The organism is Micromonospora sp. NPDC050795, from assembly GCF_044456785.1.
Taxonomy (GTDB): Bacteria; Actinomycetota; Actinomycetes; order Mycobacteriales; family Micromonosporaceae; genus Micromonospora.
The window spans coordinates 97898-116736 of record NZ_JBITGE010000001.1 but is presented as its reverse complement, the minus strand read 5'-3'; the positions used below and the strand labels follow the sequence as shown (position 1 = coordinate 116736).

Annotated in this window: 33 protein-coding genes; 29 read left to right on the top strand and 4 right to left on the bottom strand. The window is 70.4% G+C overall.

Features of this window, described 5'->3' with window-relative positions; all coding sequences use genetic code 11:
- Positions 1-13: 13 nt before the first annotated feature.
- The 4 genes from ACIBEF_RS00725 to ACIBEF_RS00710 form a co-directional block, all read right to left on the bottom strand.
- Positions 14-1144, bottom strand: coding sequence for an alpha/beta hydrolase (locus ACIBEF_RS00725; protein WP_396789984.1), 1131 nt, complete (start codon positions 1142-1144; stop codon positions 14-16).
- 150 nt (positions 1145-1294) lie between these two features.
- Positions 1295-1714 carry an HPF/RaiA family ribosome-associated protein gene (locus ACIBEF_RS00720; protein WP_396789983.1) on the bottom strand — a complete coding sequence of 140 codons (420 nt, stop codon included), beginning with the start codon at positions 1712-1714 and terminating at the stop codon, positions 1295-1297.
- Between the two features lie 356 nt (positions 1715-2070).
- Positions 2071-3477, bottom strand: coding sequence for a recombinase family protein (locus tag ACIBEF_RS00715; protein WP_396789981.1), 1407 nt, complete (start codon positions 3475-3477; stop codon positions 2071-2073).
- Between the two features lie 29 nt (positions 3478-3506).
- The gene (locus tag ACIBEF_RS00710; protein ID WP_396789980.1) at positions 3507-3944 is read right to left on the bottom strand and encodes a helix-turn-helix domain-containing protein; all 438 of its coding nucleotides are present in this window, start codon (positions 3942-3944) and stop codon (positions 3507-3509) included.
- A 233-nt stretch (positions 3945-4177) separates the two neighbouring features.
- Between ACIBEF_RS00710 and ACIBEF_RS00705 the strand changes: the two genes are divergently transcribed.
- The 29 genes from ACIBEF_RS00705 to ACIBEF_RS00565 all read left to right on the top strand — a co-directional run bounded on the left by ACIBEF_RS00705 (position 4178) and on the right by ACIBEF_RS00565 (position 18838).
- Complete coding sequence (locus tag ACIBEF_RS00705) at positions 4178-4432, top strand: helix-turn-helix transcriptional regulator (RefSeq protein WP_396789978.1); 255 nt, start codon at positions 4178-4180, stop codon at positions 4430-4432.
- The gene (locus ACIBEF_RS00700; protein ID WP_396789977.1) at positions 4429-4620 is read left to right on the top strand and encodes a hypothetical protein; all 192 of its coding nucleotides are present in this window, start codon (positions 4429-4431) and stop codon (positions 4618-4620) included. Before ACIBEF_RS00705 ends, ACIBEF_RS00700 begins: the two co-directional genes overlap by 4 nt.
- Positions 4621-4711: 91 nt before the next feature.
- Complete coding sequence (locus ACIBEF_RS00695) at positions 4712-5023, top strand: hypothetical protein (RefSeq protein ID WP_396789975.1); 312 nt, start codon at positions 4712-4714, stop codon at positions 5021-5023.
- Positions 5020-5274, top strand: a complete 255-nt coding sequence (locus ACIBEF_RS00690) for a hypothetical protein (RefSeq protein ID WP_396789973.1) — start codon at positions 5020-5022, stop codon at positions 5272-5274. The genes ACIBEF_RS00695 and ACIBEF_RS00690 overlap by 4 nt, the downstream gene beginning before the upstream one ends.
- Before the next feature lies 1 nt (position 5275).
- Positions 5276-5488 carry a hypothetical protein gene (locus ACIBEF_RS00685; RefSeq protein ID WP_396789971.1) on the top strand — a complete coding sequence of 71 codons (213 nt, stop codon included), beginning with the start codon at positions 5276-5278 and terminating at the stop codon, positions 5486-5488.
- A complete protein-coding gene (locus ACIBEF_RS00680; RefSeq protein ID WP_396789970.1) occupies positions 5488-5733 on the top strand; it encodes a hypothetical protein in 246 nt (81 codons plus the stop codon). Before ACIBEF_RS00685 ends, ACIBEF_RS00680 begins: the two co-directional genes overlap by 1 nt.
- Positions 5733-6020: a GntR family transcriptional regulator gene (locus ACIBEF_RS00675; protein ID WP_396789968.1), complete on the top strand. Its 288-nt coding sequence runs from the start codon at positions 5733-5735 to the stop codon at positions 6018-6020. Before ACIBEF_RS00680 ends, ACIBEF_RS00675 begins: the two co-directional genes overlap by 1 nt.
- Complete coding sequence (locus ACIBEF_RS00670; RefSeq protein ID WP_396789966.1) at positions 6017-6157, top strand: hypothetical protein; 141 nt, start codon at positions 6017-6019, stop codon at positions 6155-6157. The genes ACIBEF_RS00675 and ACIBEF_RS00670 overlap by 4 nt, the downstream gene beginning before the upstream one ends.
- Positions 6158-6257: 100 nt before the next feature.
- Positions 6258-6659 carry a hypothetical protein gene (locus tag ACIBEF_RS00665; protein ID WP_396789964.1) on the top strand — a complete coding sequence of 134 codons (402 nt, stop codon included), beginning with the start codon at positions 6258-6260 and terminating at the stop codon, positions 6657-6659.
- Entirely contained in the window at positions 6656-7015 is a 360-nt protein-coding gene (locus tag ACIBEF_RS00660) for a hypothetical protein (RefSeq protein WP_396789962.1), read from the top strand. Before ACIBEF_RS00665 ends, ACIBEF_RS00660 begins: the two co-directional genes overlap by 4 nt.
- Positions 7012-7278 carry a WhiB family transcriptional regulator gene (locus tag ACIBEF_RS00655; RefSeq protein ID WP_396789961.1) on the top strand — a complete coding sequence of 89 codons (267 nt, stop codon included), beginning with the start codon at positions 7012-7014 and terminating at the stop codon, positions 7276-7278. The genes ACIBEF_RS00660 and ACIBEF_RS00655 overlap by 4 nt, the downstream gene beginning before the upstream one ends.
- Positions 7275-8411, top strand: coding sequence for a DNA polymerase III subunit beta (gene dnaN / locus ACIBEF_RS00650; protein ID WP_396789959.1), 1137 nt, complete (start codon positions 7275-7277; stop codon positions 8409-8411). Before ACIBEF_RS00655 ends, dnaN begins: the two co-directional genes overlap by 4 nt.
- A gap of 10 nt (positions 8412-8421) precedes the next feature.
- Positions 8422-8637, top strand: coding sequence for a hypothetical protein (locus ACIBEF_RS00645; RefSeq protein WP_396789958.1), 216 nt, complete (start codon positions 8422-8424; stop codon positions 8635-8637).
- Positions 8634-8837: a hypothetical protein gene (locus ACIBEF_RS00640; protein ID WP_396789956.1), complete on the top strand. Its 204-nt coding sequence runs from the start codon at positions 8634-8636 to the stop codon at positions 8835-8837. The genes ACIBEF_RS00645 and ACIBEF_RS00640 overlap by 4 nt, the downstream gene beginning before the upstream one ends.
- Positions 8834-9346 (top strand): hypothetical protein, encoded by a 513-nt coding sequence (locus tag ACIBEF_RS00635; RefSeq protein ID WP_396789955.1) that lies wholly within the window; start codon positions 8834-8836, stop codon positions 9344-9346. Before ACIBEF_RS00640 ends, ACIBEF_RS00635 begins: the two co-directional genes overlap by 4 nt.
- An 8-nt stretch (positions 9347-9354) precedes the next feature.
- On the top strand, positions 9355-10188 hold the full coding sequence (locus ACIBEF_RS00630) for a Rad52/Rad22 family DNA repair protein (RefSeq protein WP_396789953.1): 834 nt from the start codon (positions 9355-9357) through the stop codon (positions 10186-10188).
- A complete protein-coding gene (locus tag ACIBEF_RS00625; RefSeq protein ID WP_396789951.1) occupies positions 10185-10490 on the top strand; it encodes a hypothetical protein in 306 nt (101 codons plus the stop codon). Before ACIBEF_RS00630 ends, ACIBEF_RS00625 begins: the two co-directional genes overlap by 4 nt.
- On the top strand, positions 10487-10939 hold the full coding sequence (locus ACIBEF_RS00620) for a single-stranded DNA-binding protein (RefSeq protein WP_396789949.1): 453 nt from the start codon (positions 10487-10489) through the stop codon (positions 10937-10939). Before ACIBEF_RS00625 ends, ACIBEF_RS00620 begins: the two co-directional genes overlap by 4 nt.
- Positions 10940-11033: 94 nt before the next feature.
- Positions 11034-12380 (top strand): replicative DNA helicase, encoded by a 1347-nt coding sequence (gene dnaB / locus ACIBEF_RS00615; protein WP_396789947.1) that lies wholly within the window; start codon positions 11034-11036, stop codon positions 12378-12380.
- A gap of 536 nt (positions 12381-12916) precedes the next feature.
- Positions 12917-13117, top strand: coding sequence for a hypothetical protein (locus ACIBEF_RS00610; RefSeq protein WP_396789946.1), 201 nt, complete (start codon positions 12917-12919; stop codon positions 13115-13117).
- Positions 13114-13467, top strand: coding sequence for a hypothetical protein (locus ACIBEF_RS00605; protein WP_396789945.1), 354 nt, complete (start codon positions 13114-13116; stop codon positions 13465-13467). Before ACIBEF_RS00610 ends, ACIBEF_RS00605 begins: the two co-directional genes overlap by 4 nt.
- A 10-nt stretch (positions 13468-13477) precedes the next feature.
- Positions 13478-13735, top strand: coding sequence for a hypothetical protein (locus ACIBEF_RS00600; RefSeq protein ID WP_396789943.1), 258 nt, complete (start codon positions 13478-13480; stop codon positions 13733-13735).
- Positions 13732-14298: a restriction endonuclease gene (locus ACIBEF_RS00595; RefSeq protein ID WP_396789941.1), complete on the top strand. Its 567-nt coding sequence runs from the start codon at positions 13732-13734 to the stop codon at positions 14296-14298. Before ACIBEF_RS00600 ends, ACIBEF_RS00595 begins: the two co-directional genes overlap by 4 nt.
- Positions 14295-14966, top strand: a complete 672-nt coding sequence (locus ACIBEF_RS00590; protein WP_396789939.1) for a DNA cytosine methyltransferase — start codon at positions 14295-14297, stop codon at positions 14964-14966. Before ACIBEF_RS00595 ends, ACIBEF_RS00590 begins: the two co-directional genes overlap by 4 nt.
- 75 nt (positions 14967-15041) lie before the next feature.
- Positions 15042-15290, top strand: a complete 249-nt coding sequence (locus ACIBEF_RS00585; RefSeq protein WP_396789937.1) for a hypothetical protein — start codon at positions 15042-15044, stop codon at positions 15288-15290.
- Positions 15287-16306 carry a tyrosine-type recombinase/integrase gene (locus ACIBEF_RS00580; protein WP_396789935.1) on the top strand — a complete coding sequence of 340 codons (1020 nt, stop codon included), beginning with the start codon at positions 15287-15289 and terminating at the stop codon, positions 16304-16306. Before ACIBEF_RS00585 ends, ACIBEF_RS00580 begins: the two co-directional genes overlap by 4 nt.
- A gap of 348 nt (positions 16307-16654) precedes the next feature.
- A complete protein-coding gene (locus ACIBEF_RS00575; protein ID WP_396789933.1) occupies positions 16655-17578 on the top strand; it encodes a hypothetical protein in 924 nt (307 codons plus the stop codon).
- 489 nt (positions 17579-18067) lie between these two features.
- Positions 18068-18316, top strand: coding sequence for a hypothetical protein (locus ACIBEF_RS00570; RefSeq protein ID WP_396789931.1), 249 nt, complete (start codon positions 18068-18070; stop codon positions 18314-18316).
- Positions 18317-18418: 102 nt separating this feature from the next.
- On the top strand, positions 18419-18838 hold the full coding sequence (locus tag ACIBEF_RS00565; RefSeq protein WP_396789928.1) for a hypothetical protein: 420 nt from the start codon (positions 18419-18421) through the stop codon (positions 18836-18838).
- The last annotated feature ends 1 nt before the right edge of the window (position 18839 follow it).

Sequence of the window (18839 nt, the reverse complement as noted above, 5' to 3'; positions counted from 1 at the left end):
GCGCCCGGCCTGGTCAGCCGCCGGCCGTCGTCGCCTTCGCCGGGTCGGCCGGCTGCGCGTCGCCCGGCGCTGTGTCAGCGCGGTCGGCATCGGTGGGCGCGGCAGCAGCTGAGGCCGCCTCCGTTCGCGCGGCGTCGGTCGGCGCGGCGTCGGGCGGGCCGGGATCGGTCGACGCGGCGTCGGCGGGCGCGGTGGGGCCGGCGGCGAGGAACGCCTCGGCCCAGCGGCCGACCTCGTCGAAGACCTTCGTCCGCACGGCCGGGCCGGAGAGCGTGAGGTCGTGCAACCCGCCGTCGAAGCGCGCCAGTGTGACGTGGCGACCGAGGCGGGGCGCGTAGCGGACCATGTGCTCGACGTCCAGTACGGCGTCGGCCAGGGTCGCGTTGTCGTGCCACCTGGTGCCCCGGAACGACCGGGTCGAGCAGGCGAGCAGCACCGGCACCTGGATGTCCAGCCCGGCGCGCAGCCGGCGTTGCCCGGTGCGGATCGCGTTCAGCCAGCCGGCCCGGACCGGGAACCCGGCCAGCGGCTTCCACGCCAGGTCGTAGGTCCACTCGCCGCGGTGGTCGGAGTGGATGCTCTCGCCGTACACCGTGCCCAGCCCGAACGGCAGGATGCGGTGCGGCGCCCTGCGGCCCAGCCGGGACGCGGCGGCCGCGAGGGGTCGACGGACCGCCCAGGGGGCGTTCAGGTCGAAGAAGGGGCTGTTGAGCACCAGGCCGTCGACGGTGTCGGTGTCGCGGCGGGCGTCCGCCCAGAGCGAGATGATCAGGCCACCGGTGGAGTGGCCCATCGCCAGCAGCGTGTCGTGCCCGTCGTCCTTGCGGATGATCTCGGCGGCGGCGTCCAGCTCGGGGAAGTAGTCGCTGATGTCGCGGCAGAAGTTCGGGGTCTGGGCCGGGAGCAGACTCCGGCCGTATTTACGCAGGTCGAGCGCGTAGAAATCCCAGCCTCGCTCGGCGAAGAAGTCAGCCAGGTGAGTCTGGAAGAAGTAGTCGACGAAGCCGTGCACGTAGAGCACGGCCCGCCCGGTGGGGCGCTCGGCCCGCCGCCGGACCAGTGTCGCGACAACGGGGCCTTCGTCGTCGGTGCCCAGGTCGATCGTCTGCCGCTCGTACGGCGGCCCCAACACGTCCGGTTCCACGAACGCGACGCTACGCCGCCAACCTACCCAGCGGTAGCCCACGCCCGCCCGATGCTCGCCCCCGCGATCTTGCACTTTGTGTCCCGGCGTAAGGGGCGATTGCCGCCATTCGGCGTTCGAAAGTGCAAGATCGCGGGGGTGTGGCGTGGGTCAGGCGGTTTCCTCGTCGGCGCGGAGGGCCGGGTTCTCGGGCTCGTCTGTGTCGATCTGCGGCTGCGGGACGTCGCGCAGGTGCTTGTTGTGCCGGGGCTCCTGGCGGGTCTTGGCGTCGTTGAGCTTGCGGCGCAGGTCGTCCCGGACGTCATTGAGGGCGGCGTGCAGGTCCTCCTCGGCGGAGGTGGTGACGATCTTCTGTCGGCCGGCGATCCAGCACTCCAGAGTGACCTTCTGGCCGCGCGCCTCCCGATCCTTCACCGACACCTCCAGCTCGGTGGCATCGGCGTGGAAGCTGGCGAGCCGGGCGTCGAGGGTGCCGAACTGCTCGGCGATCCAGTTGCGGTCGCCCTGCGAGAACCCGGCGCCCACCCGCAGGCACTCAGCCACGGTGGCCGGGTTCGCCACGGCGCTCATCGCTGCGCCTCGGAAGCGTTCGCGGAGCCGATGGTAGTGATCATCATGGCGCTGACCTCTCGTCGACGTGGAGCTGTCGGTGGTGCGTTGATCAAGTCCTTACCCAGTTCGGGCGGCCTGGGAAACCGTGGACGGCGGGTCGGGTGGGTCGGGCGTACCACAGCAGGGCTTGATCAGGGCGTTGTCCACAGGTGGGTTCGTCATCCACAGGTCGGGGACGGGTGTTCGCGGAGGGCGCCCTCAGTGTCGATGCTCGTTTCGAGTCGACTCGCGCTGGCAGGCCCCGATCCCCCCTGGAGGGACGATGTTCGACACTTACGTAACAGTCGTGGGACATCACAGAGCGCTAACAGCGCTCACCAGCGGAACAGCACCTCGACGCGCTTATCCTCTGGCTCTCGCCAGCGCGCCGCAGACCGCACCACCACCCGATCCACGACGGACCGCAGTGCCTTGTTCCGGTCCGCGTGCGTTGCCTCCGGGTTCTTCCACAGCGCCAGCAGCGCGTCAACGCCGCGGGCCGCGACCTCCGGATCCGGCGAAGGCTCGTCGACACCGAGGCGGGCGAGCTGGGCCCCGGCGGCGCGCTCGGCCTCCCGCAGCTCAGCCATCGCCTGCCTGTATACATCCTCGGGCAGGCCCTCTAGGGCGTTGTCCTTCACCAACTTGACCATGCCCGCCCGAGCGCGTTTCACCTCACGCTCCAGGCTCGCCCGGTCCGCGCGGTCCGACGTGATCCGCGCCAGGCGGCTCGCCCGCGCGACATGGTCGGTGCGCAGATTCGACGCCCACTCGGCGGTTTGCCTCAGCACCTCGGCCTCAACCCGGGCGAGCAGCGGACGCCCCACGCCCTCGCAGGCGGAGCCCTTGACGTCCCCGCGGCCCTGGCCGCAGACCAGCCGGTCGGCTTGTCGCTGCAACCTGTGCCCGTGGGGGCACTCGCATAGGCCGACCAGCGACCACGTCGGCGCAAGGTGCCGGGGTGGTGTGCCCGCCTCTGCGGCGAGGCGATTCTGCACCCGCTGCCAGGTGACCTCATCGGTCAAGGCTTCGTGCACACCGGGGAGGACTTCACCGGCGGCAACAACCTTCCCGAGGTAGGCCGGGTTGCGCAGCAGCGTCTTGACGTTGGCGGTGTGCATGGCCTTCCCGCGCACGGCTGCCAGGTAGGCGGTGACCTCGCCGATCGGCTCGTCGGCGGCGTACCGGCGGAACACCTCGGTGATGGCGGGGCCAACAACAGGATCGGGTACCAGTTGTTTGTCGACCTTCTGGTACCCGAGGGGCCGCCCATGGTGTTTGCCGGTCTCAGCAAGCTGCGAGATCGCCCCTGACCAGCCCCGGCCGATCTCCTTGGCGCGCATCTGCGCGATGGCGAGGAGGTTCGTCAGCATCCACTCGCCGCTCGGCGTGGACGTGTCGATCCGTTCGCACGCCGAGATGATCGTCACCCCGTGCTGAGCAAGCTCGCGGAGCACCAGTAGCGACTCCAGTACGTCCCGGCCGAACCGGGAGACGTCGTACACGGCGATGGCGTCGATGTGGCCGGCGCGGGCCATGGCCCGGACCTTCTCGATGCCGTCACGGCTGAAGTGGGTGCCAGAGACGTCGATGTCGTCGACAACGCCGACTTCCTCCATGCCCATCGTGGCGCGGCGCATCGCGGACTTTTGCACGTCGGGGCTGTGGAAGTCGTCGCCGCCGCGGCCCATCAGCGAGGACACGCGGACGTAGAACACGACTCGGCCCGGCCGGTCCGGCACGGAGGAGAGGTTGCTCCGGCGGCGGGGCATCAGTTCGCGGCGCGGTCGTCCTGGCCGCGGCTCCCGCCGCGCTCCTGCTGTTCGGCGACGTTCGCGAGGTACCGCAGCGTCGCGCGAATCGTCGTCTTCTCGGCCTCGGGGGTGGCTGGGTCGGTGAGCCGCCGCATGATGATTTTCAGGTCAGGGTCGAGGGGTGCGTCGCGGGTTGGCCTCGTCGGAGGGGTCGCGCTGACGCGGAGCCCGGCTGCGGTGAGCGCCTCGTCGGTGTCCAGGTCGAACAGCTCGGCGAACGCGGTGACCACGGTGGCGTCTTCCGGCCGGCTGGTCTCTGACTCCCACCGGTGGACGGTGCCGCGGTCGACGCCGAGCCGCCTGGCGAGTTCGGACTTTGACATGCCGACCCGCTCGCGGACGGCGGTGACGTATGCGGCCCACGCGCCACGGGACTGCGATGCAGGGTTGCCCACCGGGACACGGTAGAGCAAGCCGTGGGGCATCTCCGCAGGTCGGGACGGGTCTGGATGGGTTGTGCGGCGCTCTTGCCGCAGTCTCAGACTCCGTCGAGACCAAGCGCGATTCACCTTTTCTCCACGTTGCATGGGTGCAACGGTAGGTGACTTTCAGGGTCACTTCAAATCATCCGAACGGCTGATGTGTTGCAGGGTTGCAACAGGCGGCTTGTCCGGCCTATGGTCGTTGCATGAGCGCAGCACCGCCCCGTAGCGATAGTGCAACACCCTCCCCGGTTCGGATGCGGACCGACGTTTTCGACGAGCTAGTCGAGAAGCGGTGGGGGGACGTCAACGAAACCGAGCTGGCCCGGCTGATCGGCATCGACCGAAGCAGCATCTACCGAAGCCGCAAAGACAAGGTCACGCCGACCTTGGAGACCGCGATGCGGATGGCCGAGGCCCTCGGGACAACCGTCGAAGAGCTGTTCGAGGTGACCTCATGACCCACCCCCCGTCCGGCCCCCACACCCCGACCGCGCCGTCCGGCCCGAGGGAGCGCATCGCGCCCGTCGACCCCGACAGCGCCGCTGGCCAGGCCGCGGCCGACTCCCTGAGCCAGGCGCTCGCGGAGATCTACCTCGCGATTGCCCGCCGCCGCAGTGACCGCGCCGCGTCCGCCGACGCCGCCTGATCCACCCGGTGCCCACCCGGGCCCGGACAGCAGCAAGCCCCCCGCATCCCGGCAAGGAATCAGCGGAGGGCCAACCGAAGGGACAGAGTACGTGACCAACGAACCGAACGTCACCGACCAGGCGGCCGAGGGCGACTCCCGCCGCACCGCCTACGAAATCTGTCACGAGGTCGAGTACCGGCAGGCCGTGAAGCACGCGGAACGGGCCGCAGCCAAGCCGAACTGCTGGCGCTGCAAGACGACGCCGGCCGCCGGTAGCTGCTGCTCCAGCCACAACAAGAACCTGTGCCACCTGTGCTACCGGCGCACTCACTTCGTCGAGGTGTGCGTGGCCGGGTGCTTCGAGTGCGCCGCCGAGAACCTGCCGGTGAAGCTCTCCGAGCTGAAGGCGGTGGCGTCGTGAGCTACGACCTCCGCGACATGCCCACCCTCACCGCCGGCTTCGCACCGTTCCAGCCCGGCCCGACGAGCCCACCGCCCACCGGCCCCGGCACGGGAAACGGCGAACGCCCCGGACCCCAGGTCACCGACCTCACCCGGCTGCAGGAGTTGGTCGACGGCACGGACGCCCTGATCGACGGCTGCCGGGCCACCGTCACCGACCTGCGGGCCGCCATGGTCCGCACCCGGGCCGCACGCGGGGAGGTGGCCTGAGATGGCCGCGCCGCAGGTCTACATCGTCTGCAAGGGCGAGACCGACGAGGGCCACGACCCCGAGATGGCGTTCTCCAACCTCGATGGGGCCAAGGGCTGGTGCCAGCGGACCTACGGCTTCACGCCTAAGGCCACCGGGGTCGGTGCCTGGATGGGCACCGAGAACGGGGTCGACGAGGTCTGGATCCGCCGCATGAAGGTGTGGGACCGGTGATGGACCTCCTCATCACCATTGCCGTCCTCGCCCTCACCCACGCCCTCGCCTTCCGCGCCGGCGACTGGTGGCGGGCGTGGCGGGGCCTGCGCCACCAACTGCGTGCCGCCGAAACGGCCATCAGCACCCCCGCGTACCTCGCCCAGGTGGCCGCCGTGTACCGGCAGCGGATCCGGGACCTAGTGCGCCTGCCACGGCTGCCCCGAGTGCACCTGCCCCACTTCCACTCCCGGAGGTCCGCGTAATGGCGCACGTAATGCACGGGCGCAACGACCCCAACCCGTGGCTGCTTCGCGACTTGGACAGCCGCGACCCTCGCCCGACCGACGCTCAAATCGCCGAGCGGATCCGTGAGGCCATCGAGCGCGGCGACCTCCGACCCGGTGATCTGGTGCCCGGATCTCGACTGATGGCCCGGCGGTACGGCGTGAGTGGCGCAACGGTCGGCCGGGCCATCCGGAAGGTCGCCGAGACGGGGCTGATCCGGTCGCACCACGGGGTCGGCTCCTACGTCACCCGGCGCCACGCGTGACCCGCCTGCGGATGGCCCTCGACGCCATCGCCGCCGCGATCACCGCCCCCTTCACCCGACCCGACCCCTGCTGCGACTACGAGGCGCTGGCCGAGGCCATGACCCGGGCCGCCCGCACGAACGGAGACAAGCCGTGACCACCGACCCGGAGCAGGCCGAAGCCGTTCGCACCTTCCGTGGCCTGCTCGTCGCCTTCGCCATCGTGATCTGCGCGACCGTCCTGATCTGGAGCATCCGATGACCGACATCAACTGGAACACCTGCGCCTTCGCCGACGAGGGCTGCACCTGCGGACGCCCGTCCCTCGCCATGGTCGAGAAGACCGAGCTGGAGAAGCTCCGCGCCGAGCTGGCCAAGGTGCGCGAGCAGCTCACCGCCGCGAACCGCCGCACCGACGACACCGAGGTCATCGAACGCGTCGAGCAGCGCGCCAACGCACACGCCGTCGTCGTCGAGGCCGCCAAGGTGTGGCGCTTCAGCGGCAGCACCGCTGGCGACCACCGCGAGGCCATCGCCGCCCTCAACGCCGCCGTGGACGCCCTGCCGAAGGCCGAGGCTGCCGCCGAGCACCGCTGCCCGAACTGCGCCCCCGGCTACGACTGCGAGCGCGGCATCTACACCCCGGCGGTGGCGTCGTGAGCTACGACCTCCGCGACGGCACCGTCCACGCCTGGGCACCCACCAACACCAAGTACGTCGGCCGACACCGCTGGAACCGAGGCGGACCCATCAACGAACACGGCCGACGCGTCGTCGCCACCCCCGTCAAAACCATCCACCTCCTCACCCCCGCAACCCTGCAACTCGTCACCCGCACCCGCGAGCAGGTCCACGCCGACGTCGACCAAGACACCGGACTCCTGGCACCCCGCGACATCACCCCCACCAACCAGTGGACCCAACCCGTCGGTGTCGCCACCGACGACGAGATCCAGCGGTGGGCCGCCGGCGGGGCGCACATCGCCGACCAGACCACGGAAGGAGCGGACCAGTGATCAGCGCAAGCGACCTGCTGGACAGCCAGCCCGAATGGCAGGAACGGGCCCTCTGCTCCGAGACCGACCCGGAGGCCTTCTACCCCGAGAAGGGTGGCAGCACCCGCGAGGCAAAGCGGATCTGCGGCCGGTGCGAGGTCAAGACGGAGTGCCTGGAGTACGCCCTCGGCCACGACGAGCGGTTCGGCATCTGGGGTGGCCTGTCCGAGCGGGAGCGCCGCCAGATGAAGCGTCGCGGCGCCGGACCGGCGGTGACGGCATGACCACCACACTCGCCCGACTGGCGTTCACCGCCAACGCCCGCACCTTCGCCGACACCATCGGCTGGGTCGCCAAGCACCTCCCGCACAAGCCCACCCACCCGATCACGGCCGGCATCCTGCTCACCGTCGCCGACGGGCAGGTCACCGCATCCGCGTTCGACTACGACACCGCCGTCACCGCCACCCTCGGCGTCGACAGCGACACCAGCGGGCGGGTGCTGGTGCCCGGCAAGTTCCTCGCCGACGTCACCAAGACGTTCCCCGACAAGCCGGTCACCGTCACCACCACCGACACCACCATGGTCGTCACCTGTGGCAGCGCCAAACTCACCCTGCCGCTGATGGTCGTCGAGGACTACCCGGCGCTGCCAGCCGCACCACCGGTCGTCGGCACCATCGCCGCCGTCGACCTGGCCGCGCTCATCGCCCGGGTGGGCATCGCCGCCGAGGTGGCCGGCAACAAGGGCCTGGAGTTCCTGCGCGGCATCCACCTCACCTTCGGTGACACGTTGGAGGCCACCGCCTCCGACCGTTACCGCATCGCCATCGGAGTTGCGACCTGGCAACCGGTCGCCGGTGGTGCCGAAACGGCGCTGGTACCCGCCGGGATGCTCATCGACGCCGCCAAGACGCTCGACGGGGCCGGCAACGTCACCGTCTCCTGCGACGCCAACCTGCTCGGGTTGGCCGCCGACGGGCGCCACGTCACCACCCGGCTGATGAACAACCAGTTCCCCATCCTCGCCACCCGCACGTTCTTCCCCGGCCGCTCCGAGCAGCCGGCCACCGTACCCACCCGTGACCTGATCGCCGCCCTCAAGCGGGCCGACCTGGTCCGGGCCGACAAGACCGCGCCCGTCGTCCTCGACTTCGACCACGACGTGGTGACGGTCGGCGCCAGCAGCGGCGACACCGCCGCGGTCACCGACGAGCAGGTCACCTGCGACTACGACGGCGACCCGATCACCGTCCGGTTCAACCCGCTGTACCTGGCCGACGCCCTCACCGCCATGCGGTCCGAGAAGGCCGAACTGCACATCGCCCACCCGTACAAGCCGGTGCAGGTCACGTCACCCGACGACGCGGACCTGACCTACCAGCACACCGTCGTCCCGATCCGCTCGCTGAGCTGAGGAGTCCGCCATGCCCAAGACCATCGACCCGTTGGCCGCCGTCCACGCCGAGCGGACCGTCTTCGAACTGCTGGAGCCCTTCGAGGACATCGACGCCAAGTTCGCCGCGAAGACGGTGGCCGACGCCACCGAGGCGCACTTCGAGTACCGCGACGGGCTGCGCCGACTGGTGCTGGCCACCGAGTGGGAGGCCGACCCGGCCGCGCACGTCGGGAAAGCGGCGTGACCACCGGCACCTGGGCGGACATCGGCGCCGCCACCCACGCCGCCCTCAACGGCGGCCAGCCCTGCGCCGGCGGCTGCCGGTGGCCCGTCGACCCGGCCGCCACCCTCGGCGCGGACGGCACCCCCGGTGTCTTCGACCGGCACCCCGGCTGTGAAACGGGCCAGCAGCCACTGCGACTCATCCAAGGAGGAAAGCGATGACCACCGACACCGACAAGTTCGCCCCATGGCCCACCGAGGTCGACGAGGTCACCGCCGACAAGCTGGCCCGCTCCTACACCGTGATGGGTTGGCAGGGCTGGACCCGATGGACCGCCACCCGGGGCAAGGACCAGTCCGAGGCCGACAAAAACCTCCGCGAGATGTGCCTGCACATCGCCATCGACTGCTTCGCCGTCGCGGACGTGCTCCGCAACGTGCAGATCTACGCGAAGGACCACGCCGACGAGATCGCCAAGGACGTGTACGCGGCCCTCGATGAGGGCGGTGCGGTCGGCGAGCTGCTCTACGACTTCCTGCGCTCGTACGGGATCGACCCCGCCGAGGACGAGTGGCGGGAGGAGGCGGTGAACAGTTGCGTCACCTGCGACCTGCCCGAGGACGAGTGGCCGCCCTTCGACCTGCTGTTCGCCGTCGGCAGCTCGAAGTGCCCGGACTGCAAGCGGGTCGACCTCAACGAGCAGGCCACCCGCCAGAACGCCGAGAGGTGAGCAACGAGATGGACCTCAAGCTGACACCCAGCCAGTACGGCTTTCTCGTCGACGCGATCAAGCCGACCCGGGTCCGGCAACTGCGTGGCAACAGCCACCTCGAGGCGTGGGACATCCGCCGGCACCTGATCCGCGTCTTCGGGTTCGGTGGCTTCAACATCGAGACGAAGTCCCTGGATCTGGTCGCCCAGATCGAGCACCCGCCCGCGCAGCCGAACGGCAAGCCCCGCTGGACGGTCGTCTACCGGGCAGAAATCCGCCTCACGGTGAAGGCCGTCGACGGCACGGTCCTGGCCGTGCTCGAGGACGGTGCGGCCGGCGACGCGGCCAATCAGCCGAGCCTCGGCGACGCTCACGACCAGGCCATGAAGACCGCGCTGTCGCAGGGTCTGAAGCGGTGCGCGGTCAACCTCGGTGACCAGTTCGGGCTGTCGCTCTACAACGGCGGGGGCACGGCGCAGGTGGTCGTCGGATCGCTGGTGCACCCGCCGCAGGTGGGAGCGCCCACCAGTCCGGCTCTGCCCACCGACGACGCGCCGGTCCTGCCTGAGCCCGAGCCGGCACAGGACGTGGAGGACCGGGCCGAGCCGGAGCAGCCGCCCGCACAGGTCCCGCCGGTCGAGACGGCGCAGCACCGGGCCATGCACGCGCTCTGGCGTGAACTCGGCTACGACGGCGACGCCAACCGCGACCGGCGGCTCGAGGCCACTGCCAAGATCCTCGGATTGCCCAAGGTGGTCAGCTCCGCCGACCTCACTCGAGAGCAGGCCAAGGCGGTCATCACGGCCCTGCGCAACCGCAAAGAGCAGCTCACGCGGGCCAGCAAGGCGCCGGCCGCATGAACCGCCACGTCGACGAGCAGCGGTCCGACCAGCGCTGCCCGAAGTGCGCCAAGGCGCTGACCGTCGAGCCCGCCGACGGGGCCACCAACACCACCCAGCACCACTGCCTCCACTGCGGCTACCGCGAGACGGTCCGGGCCCCGAGGTCCGAACGGATCACCCGTGGCGAAGTCCGGCGGCTCATTCGCACTTCGCGGCGGCTGCTGCTCGGACCGTCCTGCTACGGCCGCCGGCATCGCCACTGCACCGCCACCAACTGCGAATGCCCCTGCCACACCAACAGCCAGAAAGGCCAGTCATGAACGACACCCTCATCACCGTCATCGGCAACTTGACCGATGCTCCCGAGCTGCGGTTCACCCCCTCTGGGGCCGCGGTGGCGAACTTCCGGGTCGCGTCGACCCCCCGTTCCTTCGACAAGCAGTCGCAGGAGTGGAAGGACGGCGAGCCGCTGTTCCTAGCCTGCTCGATCTGGCGTGACGCCGCCGAGCACGTCGCCGAGTCCCTGGAGCGCGGCGCGCGCGTCGTCGTCTACGGGCGGCTCAAGCAGCGGTCGTACGACAAGGACGGCGAGCGTCGAACCGTCTTCGAGATGGACGTCGAGGAGATCGGCCCGAGCCTCCGCTACGCCACCGCCCAGGTCAAGAAGATCGGCCGCGGCAGCAACGGGCAGGCCCCGCGGGGCGGCAGCAGCGACGACCAGTGGTCGACCGGCGGCAAGCCCGGCGCCACCGAGGACATCCCGTTCTGATCCGGCTCGCCGGAGTCCCGCATCGGCATCCGTCGGTGAGGGGCTCCGACCATCCGGCACCACCCACGACCGCTCAACCCTCAGGGGGGACCTGATGACGATCACCGCCGAAGACCAAGACCTGCGGCGAACCCCGCCCCAAGACACCGCCGCCGAGCGGATCGTCCTCGGCGCCATGATGCTCGCCCGCGACGCCATCGCCGACGTCATCGAACTCGTCACCGCCGACGAGTACTACCGGCCCGTCCACGGCACCATCCACCGCGCCATCACCGACCTCTACGTCAAGGGAGAGCCGACCGACGCCGCGGCGGTAGCCGCGAAGCTGCTCACCACCGGCGACCTCCAGCGCGTCGGCGGCGCCCCCTACCTGTTCGAATGCATCGAGGCCGTCCCCACCGTCGCGAACGCCGGCTGGCACGCCAAGCGCATCCGCAACGACGCCGGCCGCCGCCGCCTCGCCGAGGTCGGCACCAAGATGGTCGGGCTCGCCCTCAACCCGGGCATCGAGTACACCGAGGCCGTCGACCAGGCCGGGCAGAACTTCTACGACGCCACCACCCGCCACGACTCCGGGGAACTGACCCCGCTGTCCGCGCTCATCGGCCCCACCCTGGAGGCCATCTCCGCCGCCGCGGCGAACCCCGACTCCGTGATCGGCCTGCCTACCGGACTGGTCGACCTCGACCGGCTCACCGGCGGTCTGCGCCCCGGGCAACTCGTCGTCGTCGCCGGGCGGCCTGGCATGGGCAAGAGCGTCTTCGGTGTCGACATCGCCCGCAACATCTCCATCCGCGCAGGCAAGCCCGTCGCGTTCTTCGCCCTGGAGATGGGGGAGGACGAGCTCATCCAGCGGATCCTGTCCGCTGAGACGCTGATCCCGCTGCACGCGCTGCGCGACGCCAAGCACCTCAGCACCCTCGACTGGCAGCGCCTCGCCGAGGCGGAGCAGGAGCTCGCCGCCGCGCCACTGCACATCGACCCGACGCCGTCGGTGAACATGACCGAGATCCGCGCACGCGCCCGCCGGCTCGCCCAGCGCAAGGGCCTGTCGCTGATCGTCGTCGATTACCTCCAGTTGATGACCCCGGCCCGCAAGTCGGAGAGCCGGCAGCAGGAAGTCGCCGAGATCAGCCGCGGCATGAAGCTGCTCGCCAAGGAGCTCCAGGTGCCGGTGATCGCCGTCGCCCAACTCAACCGCGGGCCGGAGCAGCGCACCGACAAGCGACCGATGCTGTCGGACCTTCGCGAGTCAGGCGCGCTGGAGCAGGACGCCGACCTCGTGATCTTCGTGCACCGCGATGACTACTACGACAAGGAGTCGCCGCGGGCCGGCGAGGTGGACCTGATCGTCGCAAAGAACCGGTCTGGCCCCCAGGACACCATCACCGCCGCCGCTCAGCTGCACGTGTCGCGGTTCGTCGACATGGCCATCGCATGAAGCGGTGGGAGTTTGAGCGGGCCGTGCTGGCGTCGGAGCTCCCGGCGCCGGCCCGGTTGATCCTGCTCACGCTCTCCGTTGTCGCCAACTGGCCGGGCGGGTACGTGCCAGCCGAGTACGGGCCATCGCTGACAGGTCTGGCTGACCGGACCGGGCTTTCTCGCCGAGCGGTCACCGGCCACCTGAACGAGATCGAAAAAACTCCGGAGCGTGACGGGTGGGTGGTCCGGTCGCGGCCGACGAAGGAGAACGCGCGCTCGAAGAAGGAGCGAACGCATTACCAGTTGTCGATCCCAGCTAGTGCAGGACGTGCACTAGCTCTAGTCCCCAATGCCCGGGTTGCTAGTGCAGGACGTGCACTAGCTAGTGCAGGAGATGCACCAGAGCTAGTGCAGGAGATGCACCGGGCTAGTGCACCAGGTGCACACAACCAAGTCTCTTCCAGTACTTCTTCCTCTTCTTCTGCCACGCCGACCGCGCGCATCGCTGCCGCACTGGGTGCAGAGGAGGAGGAAGCCCGTCAGATCTTCGACCGGGTGATCTCCGAGCGGAAGCCCACCGCGCCCAGTCGCTACATCGACGCGCTCATTACCTCCGGTGACATCGCCCAGTTCCGCGGTCCCGCAGCCAAGCCCACCGCGGCCACCGCCGGTCACCCGTACGAGGACAGCGGACGCGACTACTGCGCCCGCTGCCTCCAACCCGAGACCCACGCACGCCACGGAGGCACGAAGTGACCGGACCCCTCAACCCGCGCATCGCCCGCCGCCTCGCAGCCGACCGCGGTGAGCTCGTCCCCACCACCGAAGACAACCTCCGCATCGCAGCCGAGAACAAGGCCCACGACGTCCAGTCCATCGCTGCCGCACCTGACCCGGTGCTCACCGACTGGCGTGACGTCGCCGCCTCCGTCGACGAGCCGACGTGGCAGCGGATCCTCGCCGACCTGGCGCCGGCCACCCGCGCCGAGTGCGAGCGGATCCGCCCGCCGGAGGCCCGCCCGGACGTGACAGCGAGCCGCCGGGACGCCCTGCGCCGACTCGGCCGCGCCAACACCACCAACCCACTCGTCCGCCCCAAGCCCTGAGGAGCCCGCCATGACGCAGCCACTGCCCCCCGAGCCGACCGACGCCGAACTGACCCACGACGCCGCGATCTTCGCCGCCCGCTGGTACGCCCAGCCCAACGACCTCATCGGCGGCTGGTGCGTCATGGTCACCAACCAGCCGCCCAGCGCCGGCGGAACGATGGTCGCCGACTTCACCACCCGCGCCATCGCCGAGCACATGGCCGAACTGCACAACCGGACCTTCGAGGGCAGCGACATCGACAGCCTGCCGGGGGTGCCGGCATGAGCCACTACGCCGCCGGTACCCGCTTCGAACACAAGATCCGCGACGACCTCCGCGAAAACGGCTACGAAGTGATGCGCGCCGCCGGCTCCAAGGGCGCGTCGAAGGTGGACCTCGTCGCCCTCATGCGCGGCCAGCTCCTCTTCATCCAGGCGAAGCGGTCCGGCGCCCTCGGACCCGCCGAGTGGAACCGGGTCGTCGAAGTCGCCGGCTGGGTCGGCGCCATCCCGCTGCTCGCCGCCAACGGACCCCGCGGCCGAGGCGTCACCTACACCCAGCTGCTCGGGCCGAAGGTGCCTCGGGCGCGGGCGCAGCCGTGCCGGCCGTTCCTGCTCGACGAGATCGCTGGCGCAGACCTCGGACAAGGCCCAGACGCCTGCCCATCTTGCGGACGACCCGACGTGATCCAGCCCGACCTGAGCATCACCCCGCACGACGTGCTCGGCCTCGCCTCACCGTGCGACGCGCCGCCGTCGCTGCTGCCCGCGCCGACGGTGGTGCCGTACCGGGCCGTGCCTCCCGCCGACACCCACACCATCAACCTGCCCGCGGGGGTGGCGTCGTGAAGCCGCGCATTTTGGATCTTTTCTGCAAGGAGGGCGGCGCCGGCCGCGGCTACGCAGACGCCGGATTCGATGTCGTCGGCGTCGACATCAAGCCCCAGCCGCGGTACCCGTACGAGTTCGTACAAGGCGACGCCGTCGAGTACCTCGCCGCCCACGGGCACGAGTTCGACGCCATCCACGCCTCACCGCCCTGCCAGGCACACAGCGCGCTGGGCCGGTCCAACCCGCACACGTACGCCGACTTCATCCCGCAGACCCGAGCCCTGCTCATCCAGCTTGGCAAGCCTTGGGTCATCGAGAACGTCGAGGGCGCGCCGCTGATCGACCCGATCACCCTCTGCGGGTCGATGTTCGACCTCGGCACCGCGGAGTACTGGCTGAAGCGGCACCGCCTGTTCGAGTCCAGCCTGCCGCTGCCGCAGCCGGCCTGCCGGCACAGCGACCGCCCGGTCATCGGGGTGTACGGCGGCAAGGCCCGACTGCGGCGCCGCACCCCGCACTGGGGCACCAACCTGCCGAAGGCCGCGGGCGAGGAAGCCATGGGCATCGACTGGATGACCATCGCTGGCCTGTCCGAGGCGATCCCGCCGGCCTACTCCGAGTACGTCGGCAAGCACCTGATGGCCGCGGTCCCGACTGGGCAGCTCGTCCTGGGCTTCGCCGCATGACCCCGGATAACTCCCACAATCCCGTACCTGCTCCGTGATAACTGACATTCCCAAGGACCAGAAAGAGAGATCGACATGAGCCTGAGCCTTCCTCGACTGGAGGCCGACGTGACCCCACAGGGTCGCCGGTGTGCCGAGTGCGGCGACTTCATCGACCCGATCGACTGGTGCCCGGGGTGCAAGAAGGCCGAGGGGCCGTGCGGCAAGCCCCACCGGAAGGCGCGCAAGCGGGCCGACGCCGCGTACTGCGACGCGGCCTGCCGGTCGCGCCGCCGCTCTGGATCGGTCAGCGCCCACCGCTTCGTGACCCGGCTTCAGCGATGACTGACCTGACCCCGGTCGACCGGGCACCCGCCACCCGCGACACCCACCTCTCCGACGACGCATGGGCCCTCATCGACGAAGCCACCCCACCCAGCACCCGCCGCGCCTACCGCGAAGAGTGGACCCGCTTCACCCGCTGGTGCACCACCGAACAACGCACCCCGCTACCCGCCACCGCCCAAACCCTCGCCCAATACGCCGCGCACCTCGCCGGCCGCGACCTCGCCCCCTCATCCATCGGCAAAGCCATGGCCGCCATCACCAAAGCCCACCAGACCGCCGGCCACGGTGAACCCGACCGCCGAGGAGCCCGCGAAGTCCTACGCGGCTACCGGCGCCGCTACGCCCGCACCGGCGGCACCACCAAACGGGCACCCGCCCTCACCCTCGACGCCCTACGCGCCATGGTCGCCACCCTCGACCCCACCACGATCGTCGGCGTCCGCGACCGCGCCGTCATCGTCCTCGGCTTCGCCATGGGAGCCCGCCGCTCCGAAATCGCCGCCCTCAACCTCGCCGACCTGGAGCCCCACCCCGAGGGCATCCAGGTCACCGTGCGGCTGTCCAAGACCGACAAGGACGGGGCAGGGAGGATCGTGGCCGTCCCGTACGGCTCCAACATCGCCACCTGCCCCGTGCGCAGCGTGGCTCAGTGGCGGGAAGCCCTCGCCCACCACGGCCGCGACACCGGGCCGCTGTTCCTGCGCATCGACCGCCACGGCCGCCTCGGGCACGTCGCCACCGGCAAGGGCGACCCCGACGGGCGCATCACCGGTGAGACGGTCGCCGCGATCGTCCGCAAGGCCGCTGAGGCTGCCGGGCTGGACGCCGCGCAGGCGTACTCCGGGCATTCCCTGCGGCGGGGGTTCGCCACCGCCGCGTACTCCGCCCCGGACGCCGACCTGGTGCGCATCGCCCGCCACGGCGGCTGGAAAGAGGGCAGCGCCGCCCTGTTCGGCTACCTGGAGGAGGTGGATCGGTGGCGGAAGAACCCCGCCGCCGGCATCGGCCTGTAGCCCGTCACCTGACCGACGACACCACCGCGCCGCGCTGAGCGGCACCAACGAGGAGGACAACGACATGGACCAAGCCAAGCTCAACCTCGACCCACCGAAGGTCCGCTGCGGGATCTGCGGAGGGAAGTGCCGCCCCGACGGCCGTCGGTGGATGCGATGCCGCTCCGGTTGCTACTGGTCATCAAGCGACCACCGCCGTGTCGGTCCGGTCTGGTGGATGCGCGTCTGGCTCGGCCGCTGAAACGACGGTGGGCCTCCCGGTTTCGCCACCCGGAGGCCCACCCCGGACACCCCAGTAGGACGCCCGCGTCGATCACCGGCCAGCCTACAACCCGGGGGGACCACCAGATGACCACCGACACCACCTGCGACCTGTGCGGCAACCCCGTGCGGGACACCGCCTACGTGTGCCCCCGCTGCACCGCCGACACCGCCCGATACCTGCGCGACGCCATCAACACCGCCGCCGAGGCGGAGACCACCGTGGCCCGGCTCGCCCGCTACTCCGACCGGCACGGACGCACCCTGCCCGACGACGACCCCGACGGGCGTCCCGACGGCGGACTGAAGGTCACGCCGCTGATGTACGACGCCAACGCCCGCCAGCGCGGGCAGCGGGCGATGAACGACATCGTGACGTGGGCCCGCCACGTAGCCGAGACGCGCGGGGTAGCGCCTACCCTTCCGGGACCGGCGTTCGGCCCTCTGTGTGGCTCTCAGGGCGTTTGCCGACACGAATCCTGCTCGGTCGTCTACGGGCGCAGCATCCCGCATCCGGTTGCCCGCGCAGCCACGTTCCTGCTCGGCAACCTGGAGTGGCTGCGCTACCGCCGCGAGGCCGAAGAGGCGCTCACCGCGCTGTCCGCCGCCGCGGCGACCATCGTGCGGATCGTGGACGCCCCGCCGCCGCTCTGGTATGCCGGCCCGTGCTGGGCGGACACCGACGCGGGCGCCTGCCCTGAGGAGCTGTACGCGCGCACCGACGACGGGACGGTGCGCTGCCCGGCCTGCAAGGCCCGCCACGATGTGCGGCAGCGTCGGGTGTGGCTGCTCGGGGAAGCGGACGGGGTGCTCGGGCACGCGGCGTTGATCGCCGCCGCGCTGACGGTGCTCGACCGGCCGGTGACGTCGTCGATGGTGCGGAACCTGGCGCACCGGGGTCGCATCGAGGCGCACGGGCAGGATGAGCGGGGACGGCCGCTGTACCGGGTCGGCGAGGTGCGCGCCGTGCTGTCCGAGGCGACGCGGTCTACCACGAGCGTCGCAGCTTGACAACCCTCTGAGCAGGACGGACGATAGATCCGCAGCAGAACGAGTGTCTTCGGAGCCCCGCCATTCCCCCGAGTTGGCGGGGCTTCGTCGTACCCGAGGGGCGGGAGAGCGGGCAGGCTGACTGTGGCGGACAGCCTGCCCGCACCGGACCAGCGCGGAGGCGATCGTGGCCCGAGCGATGCGCGTCTGCTCACAACCTGGCTGCCCCCAACTCACAACAGGCGGGCGATGTGCCACGCATAGACGCGAGGCAGACCAGGCGCGAGGGAGCAGGCAGCAACGCGGGTACGACGCAGCGCACTTCGCCGAGCGCCAACGGTGGAAGCCGAAGGTAGACCGCGGCGAGGTCGACTGCGCCGCACCCACCTGCGTCATGGACAGCCGGCGAATCCTGCCCGGCCAAGCCTGGGACCTCGGGCACACCGACGACCGCATCACATGGCGTGGGCCTGAGCATCAACCGTGCAACCGAGGGTGGCGACGTAACCGATGAGCGCGACCATCAACGCCCGCACCATCGACGGCACCGTCTACCTCAGCGCACCCGACCTCGTCGCCCTCATGCGCGGCCGAGCCGACGAGGTAGAAGCCCTTGCCCTGGCCATGGGCGACGAGCTAACCCCCGAGCAGTACGAGACCGCAGTCGCGTACCACACGACCGTCGGTGAGCTGCGAGAGCGCGCCGACTGGATTGACATCGCGGTCATCGACTACCTCAGCGAACCTCACCCAGGGTGATCGAAGGGTGGGGGGGTGACCCCCAAAGCCGCAGGCCACAGGACCGCCGGGGAGGTGGCTCGCAGTCCGGACCCCTGACTTCTCGTTCGGAGGTGACTCAGCGTGACTGCCATTCCGATCGGGCTGGGTGCCGGCGGCCGGGAGCTGTGGTCGTCGATCGCCGACGAGTACGAGTTGGATCCGGCGCAGAAGGTGCAGCTACTGGAGGCGTGCCGGGCGAAGGACCGCCTGGACAGGCTCGACGGGCTGCTGCGCGGTGACATCGACTCGTGGGCGCGGCTGACGCACCGGCTTCAGACCGACGACTACGAGCTGAAGATCGACGCGGCGCTGACTCAGGCGAACGCCACGGCGAACCTGATGAAGCAGCTGCTGGCTGCGCTACGGCTGCCGGACGTCGCGACCGGGAAGCGTCCGCAGTACCGCGGGGCGCGTGGCGCTCAGGCGCCGTCGGTGCCAGGCGGCAAGAAGGCGGGCACGGTGACGGCGCTGGAGAAGTTCCGCGAGGCATCCGGAGGCTGAC

Coding starts and splice junctions, on each gene's coding strand:
- ACIBEF_RS00720 (WP_396789983.1), bottom strand. CDS start 1,714: ATGAGCGCCGTGGCGAACCCGGCCACCGTGGCTGAGTGCCTGCGGGTG.
- ACIBEF_RS00705 (WP_396789978.1), top strand. CDS start 4,178: ATGAGCGCAGCACCGCCCCGTAGCGATAGTGCAACACCCTCCCCGGTT.
- ACIBEF_RS00700 (WP_396789977.1), top strand. CDS start 4,429: ATGACCCACCCCCCGTCCGGCCCCCACACCCCGACCGCGCCGTCCGGC.
- ACIBEF_RS00685 (WP_396789971.1), top strand. CDS start 5,276: ATGGCCGCGCCGCAGGTCTACATCGTCTGCAAGGGCGAGACCGACGAG.
- ACIBEF_RS00680 (WP_396789970.1), top strand. CDS start 5,488: ATGGACCTCCTCATCACCATTGCCGTCCTCGCCCTCACCCACGCCCTC.
- ACIBEF_RS00675 (WP_396789968.1), top strand. CDS start 5,733: ATGGCGCACGTAATGCACGGGCGCAACGACCCCAACCCGTGGCTGCTT.
- ACIBEF_RS00665 (WP_396789964.1), top strand. CDS start 6,258: ATGACCGACATCAACTGGAACACCTGCGCCTTCGCCGACGAGGGCTGC.
- dnaN (WP_396789959.1), top strand. CDS start 7,275: ATGACCACCACACTCGCCCGACTGGCGTTCACCGCCAACGCCCGCACC.
- ACIBEF_RS00645 (WP_396789958.1), top strand. CDS start 8,422: ATGCCCAAGACCATCGACCCGTTGGCCGCCGTCCACGCCGAGCGGACC.
- ACIBEF_RS00635 (WP_396789955.1), top strand. CDS start 8,834: ATGACCACCGACACCGACAAGTTCGCCCCATGGCCCACCGAGGTCGAC.
- ACIBEF_RS00630 (WP_396789953.1), top strand. CDS start 9,355: ATGGACCTCAAGCTGACACCCAGCCAGTACGGCTTTCTCGTCGACGCG.
- ACIBEF_RS00625 (WP_396789951.1), top strand. CDS start 10,185: ATGAACCGCCACGTCGACGAGCAGCGGTCCGACCAGCGCTGCCCGAAG.
- ACIBEF_RS00620 (WP_396789949.1), top strand. CDS start 10,487: ATGAACGACACCCTCATCACCGTCATCGGCAACTTGACCGATGCTCCC.
- dnaB (WP_396789947.1), top strand. CDS start 11,034: ATGACGATCACCGCCGAAGACCAAGACCTGCGGCGAACCCCGCCCCAA.
- ACIBEF_RS00600 (WP_396789943.1), top strand. CDS start 13,478: ATGACGCAGCCACTGCCCCCCGAGCCGACCGACGCCGAACTGACCCAC.
- ACIBEF_RS00595 (WP_396789941.1), top strand. CDS start 13,732: ATGAGCCACTACGCCGCCGGTACCCGCTTCGAACACAAGATCCGCGAC.
- ACIBEF_RS00585 (WP_396789937.1), top strand. CDS start 15,042: ATGAGCCTGAGCCTTCCTCGACTGGAGGCCGACGTGACCCCACAGGGT.
- ACIBEF_RS00580 (WP_396789935.1), top strand. CDS start 15,287: ATGACTGACCTGACCCCGGTCGACCGGGCACCCGCCACCCGCGACACC.
- ACIBEF_RS00575 (WP_396789933.1), top strand. CDS start 16,655: ATGACCACCGACACCACCTGCGACCTGTGCGGCAACCCCGTGCGGGAC.
- ACIBEF_RS00570 (WP_396789931.1), top strand. CDS start 18,068: ATGAGCGCGACCATCAACGCCCGCACCATCGACGGCACCGTCTACCTC.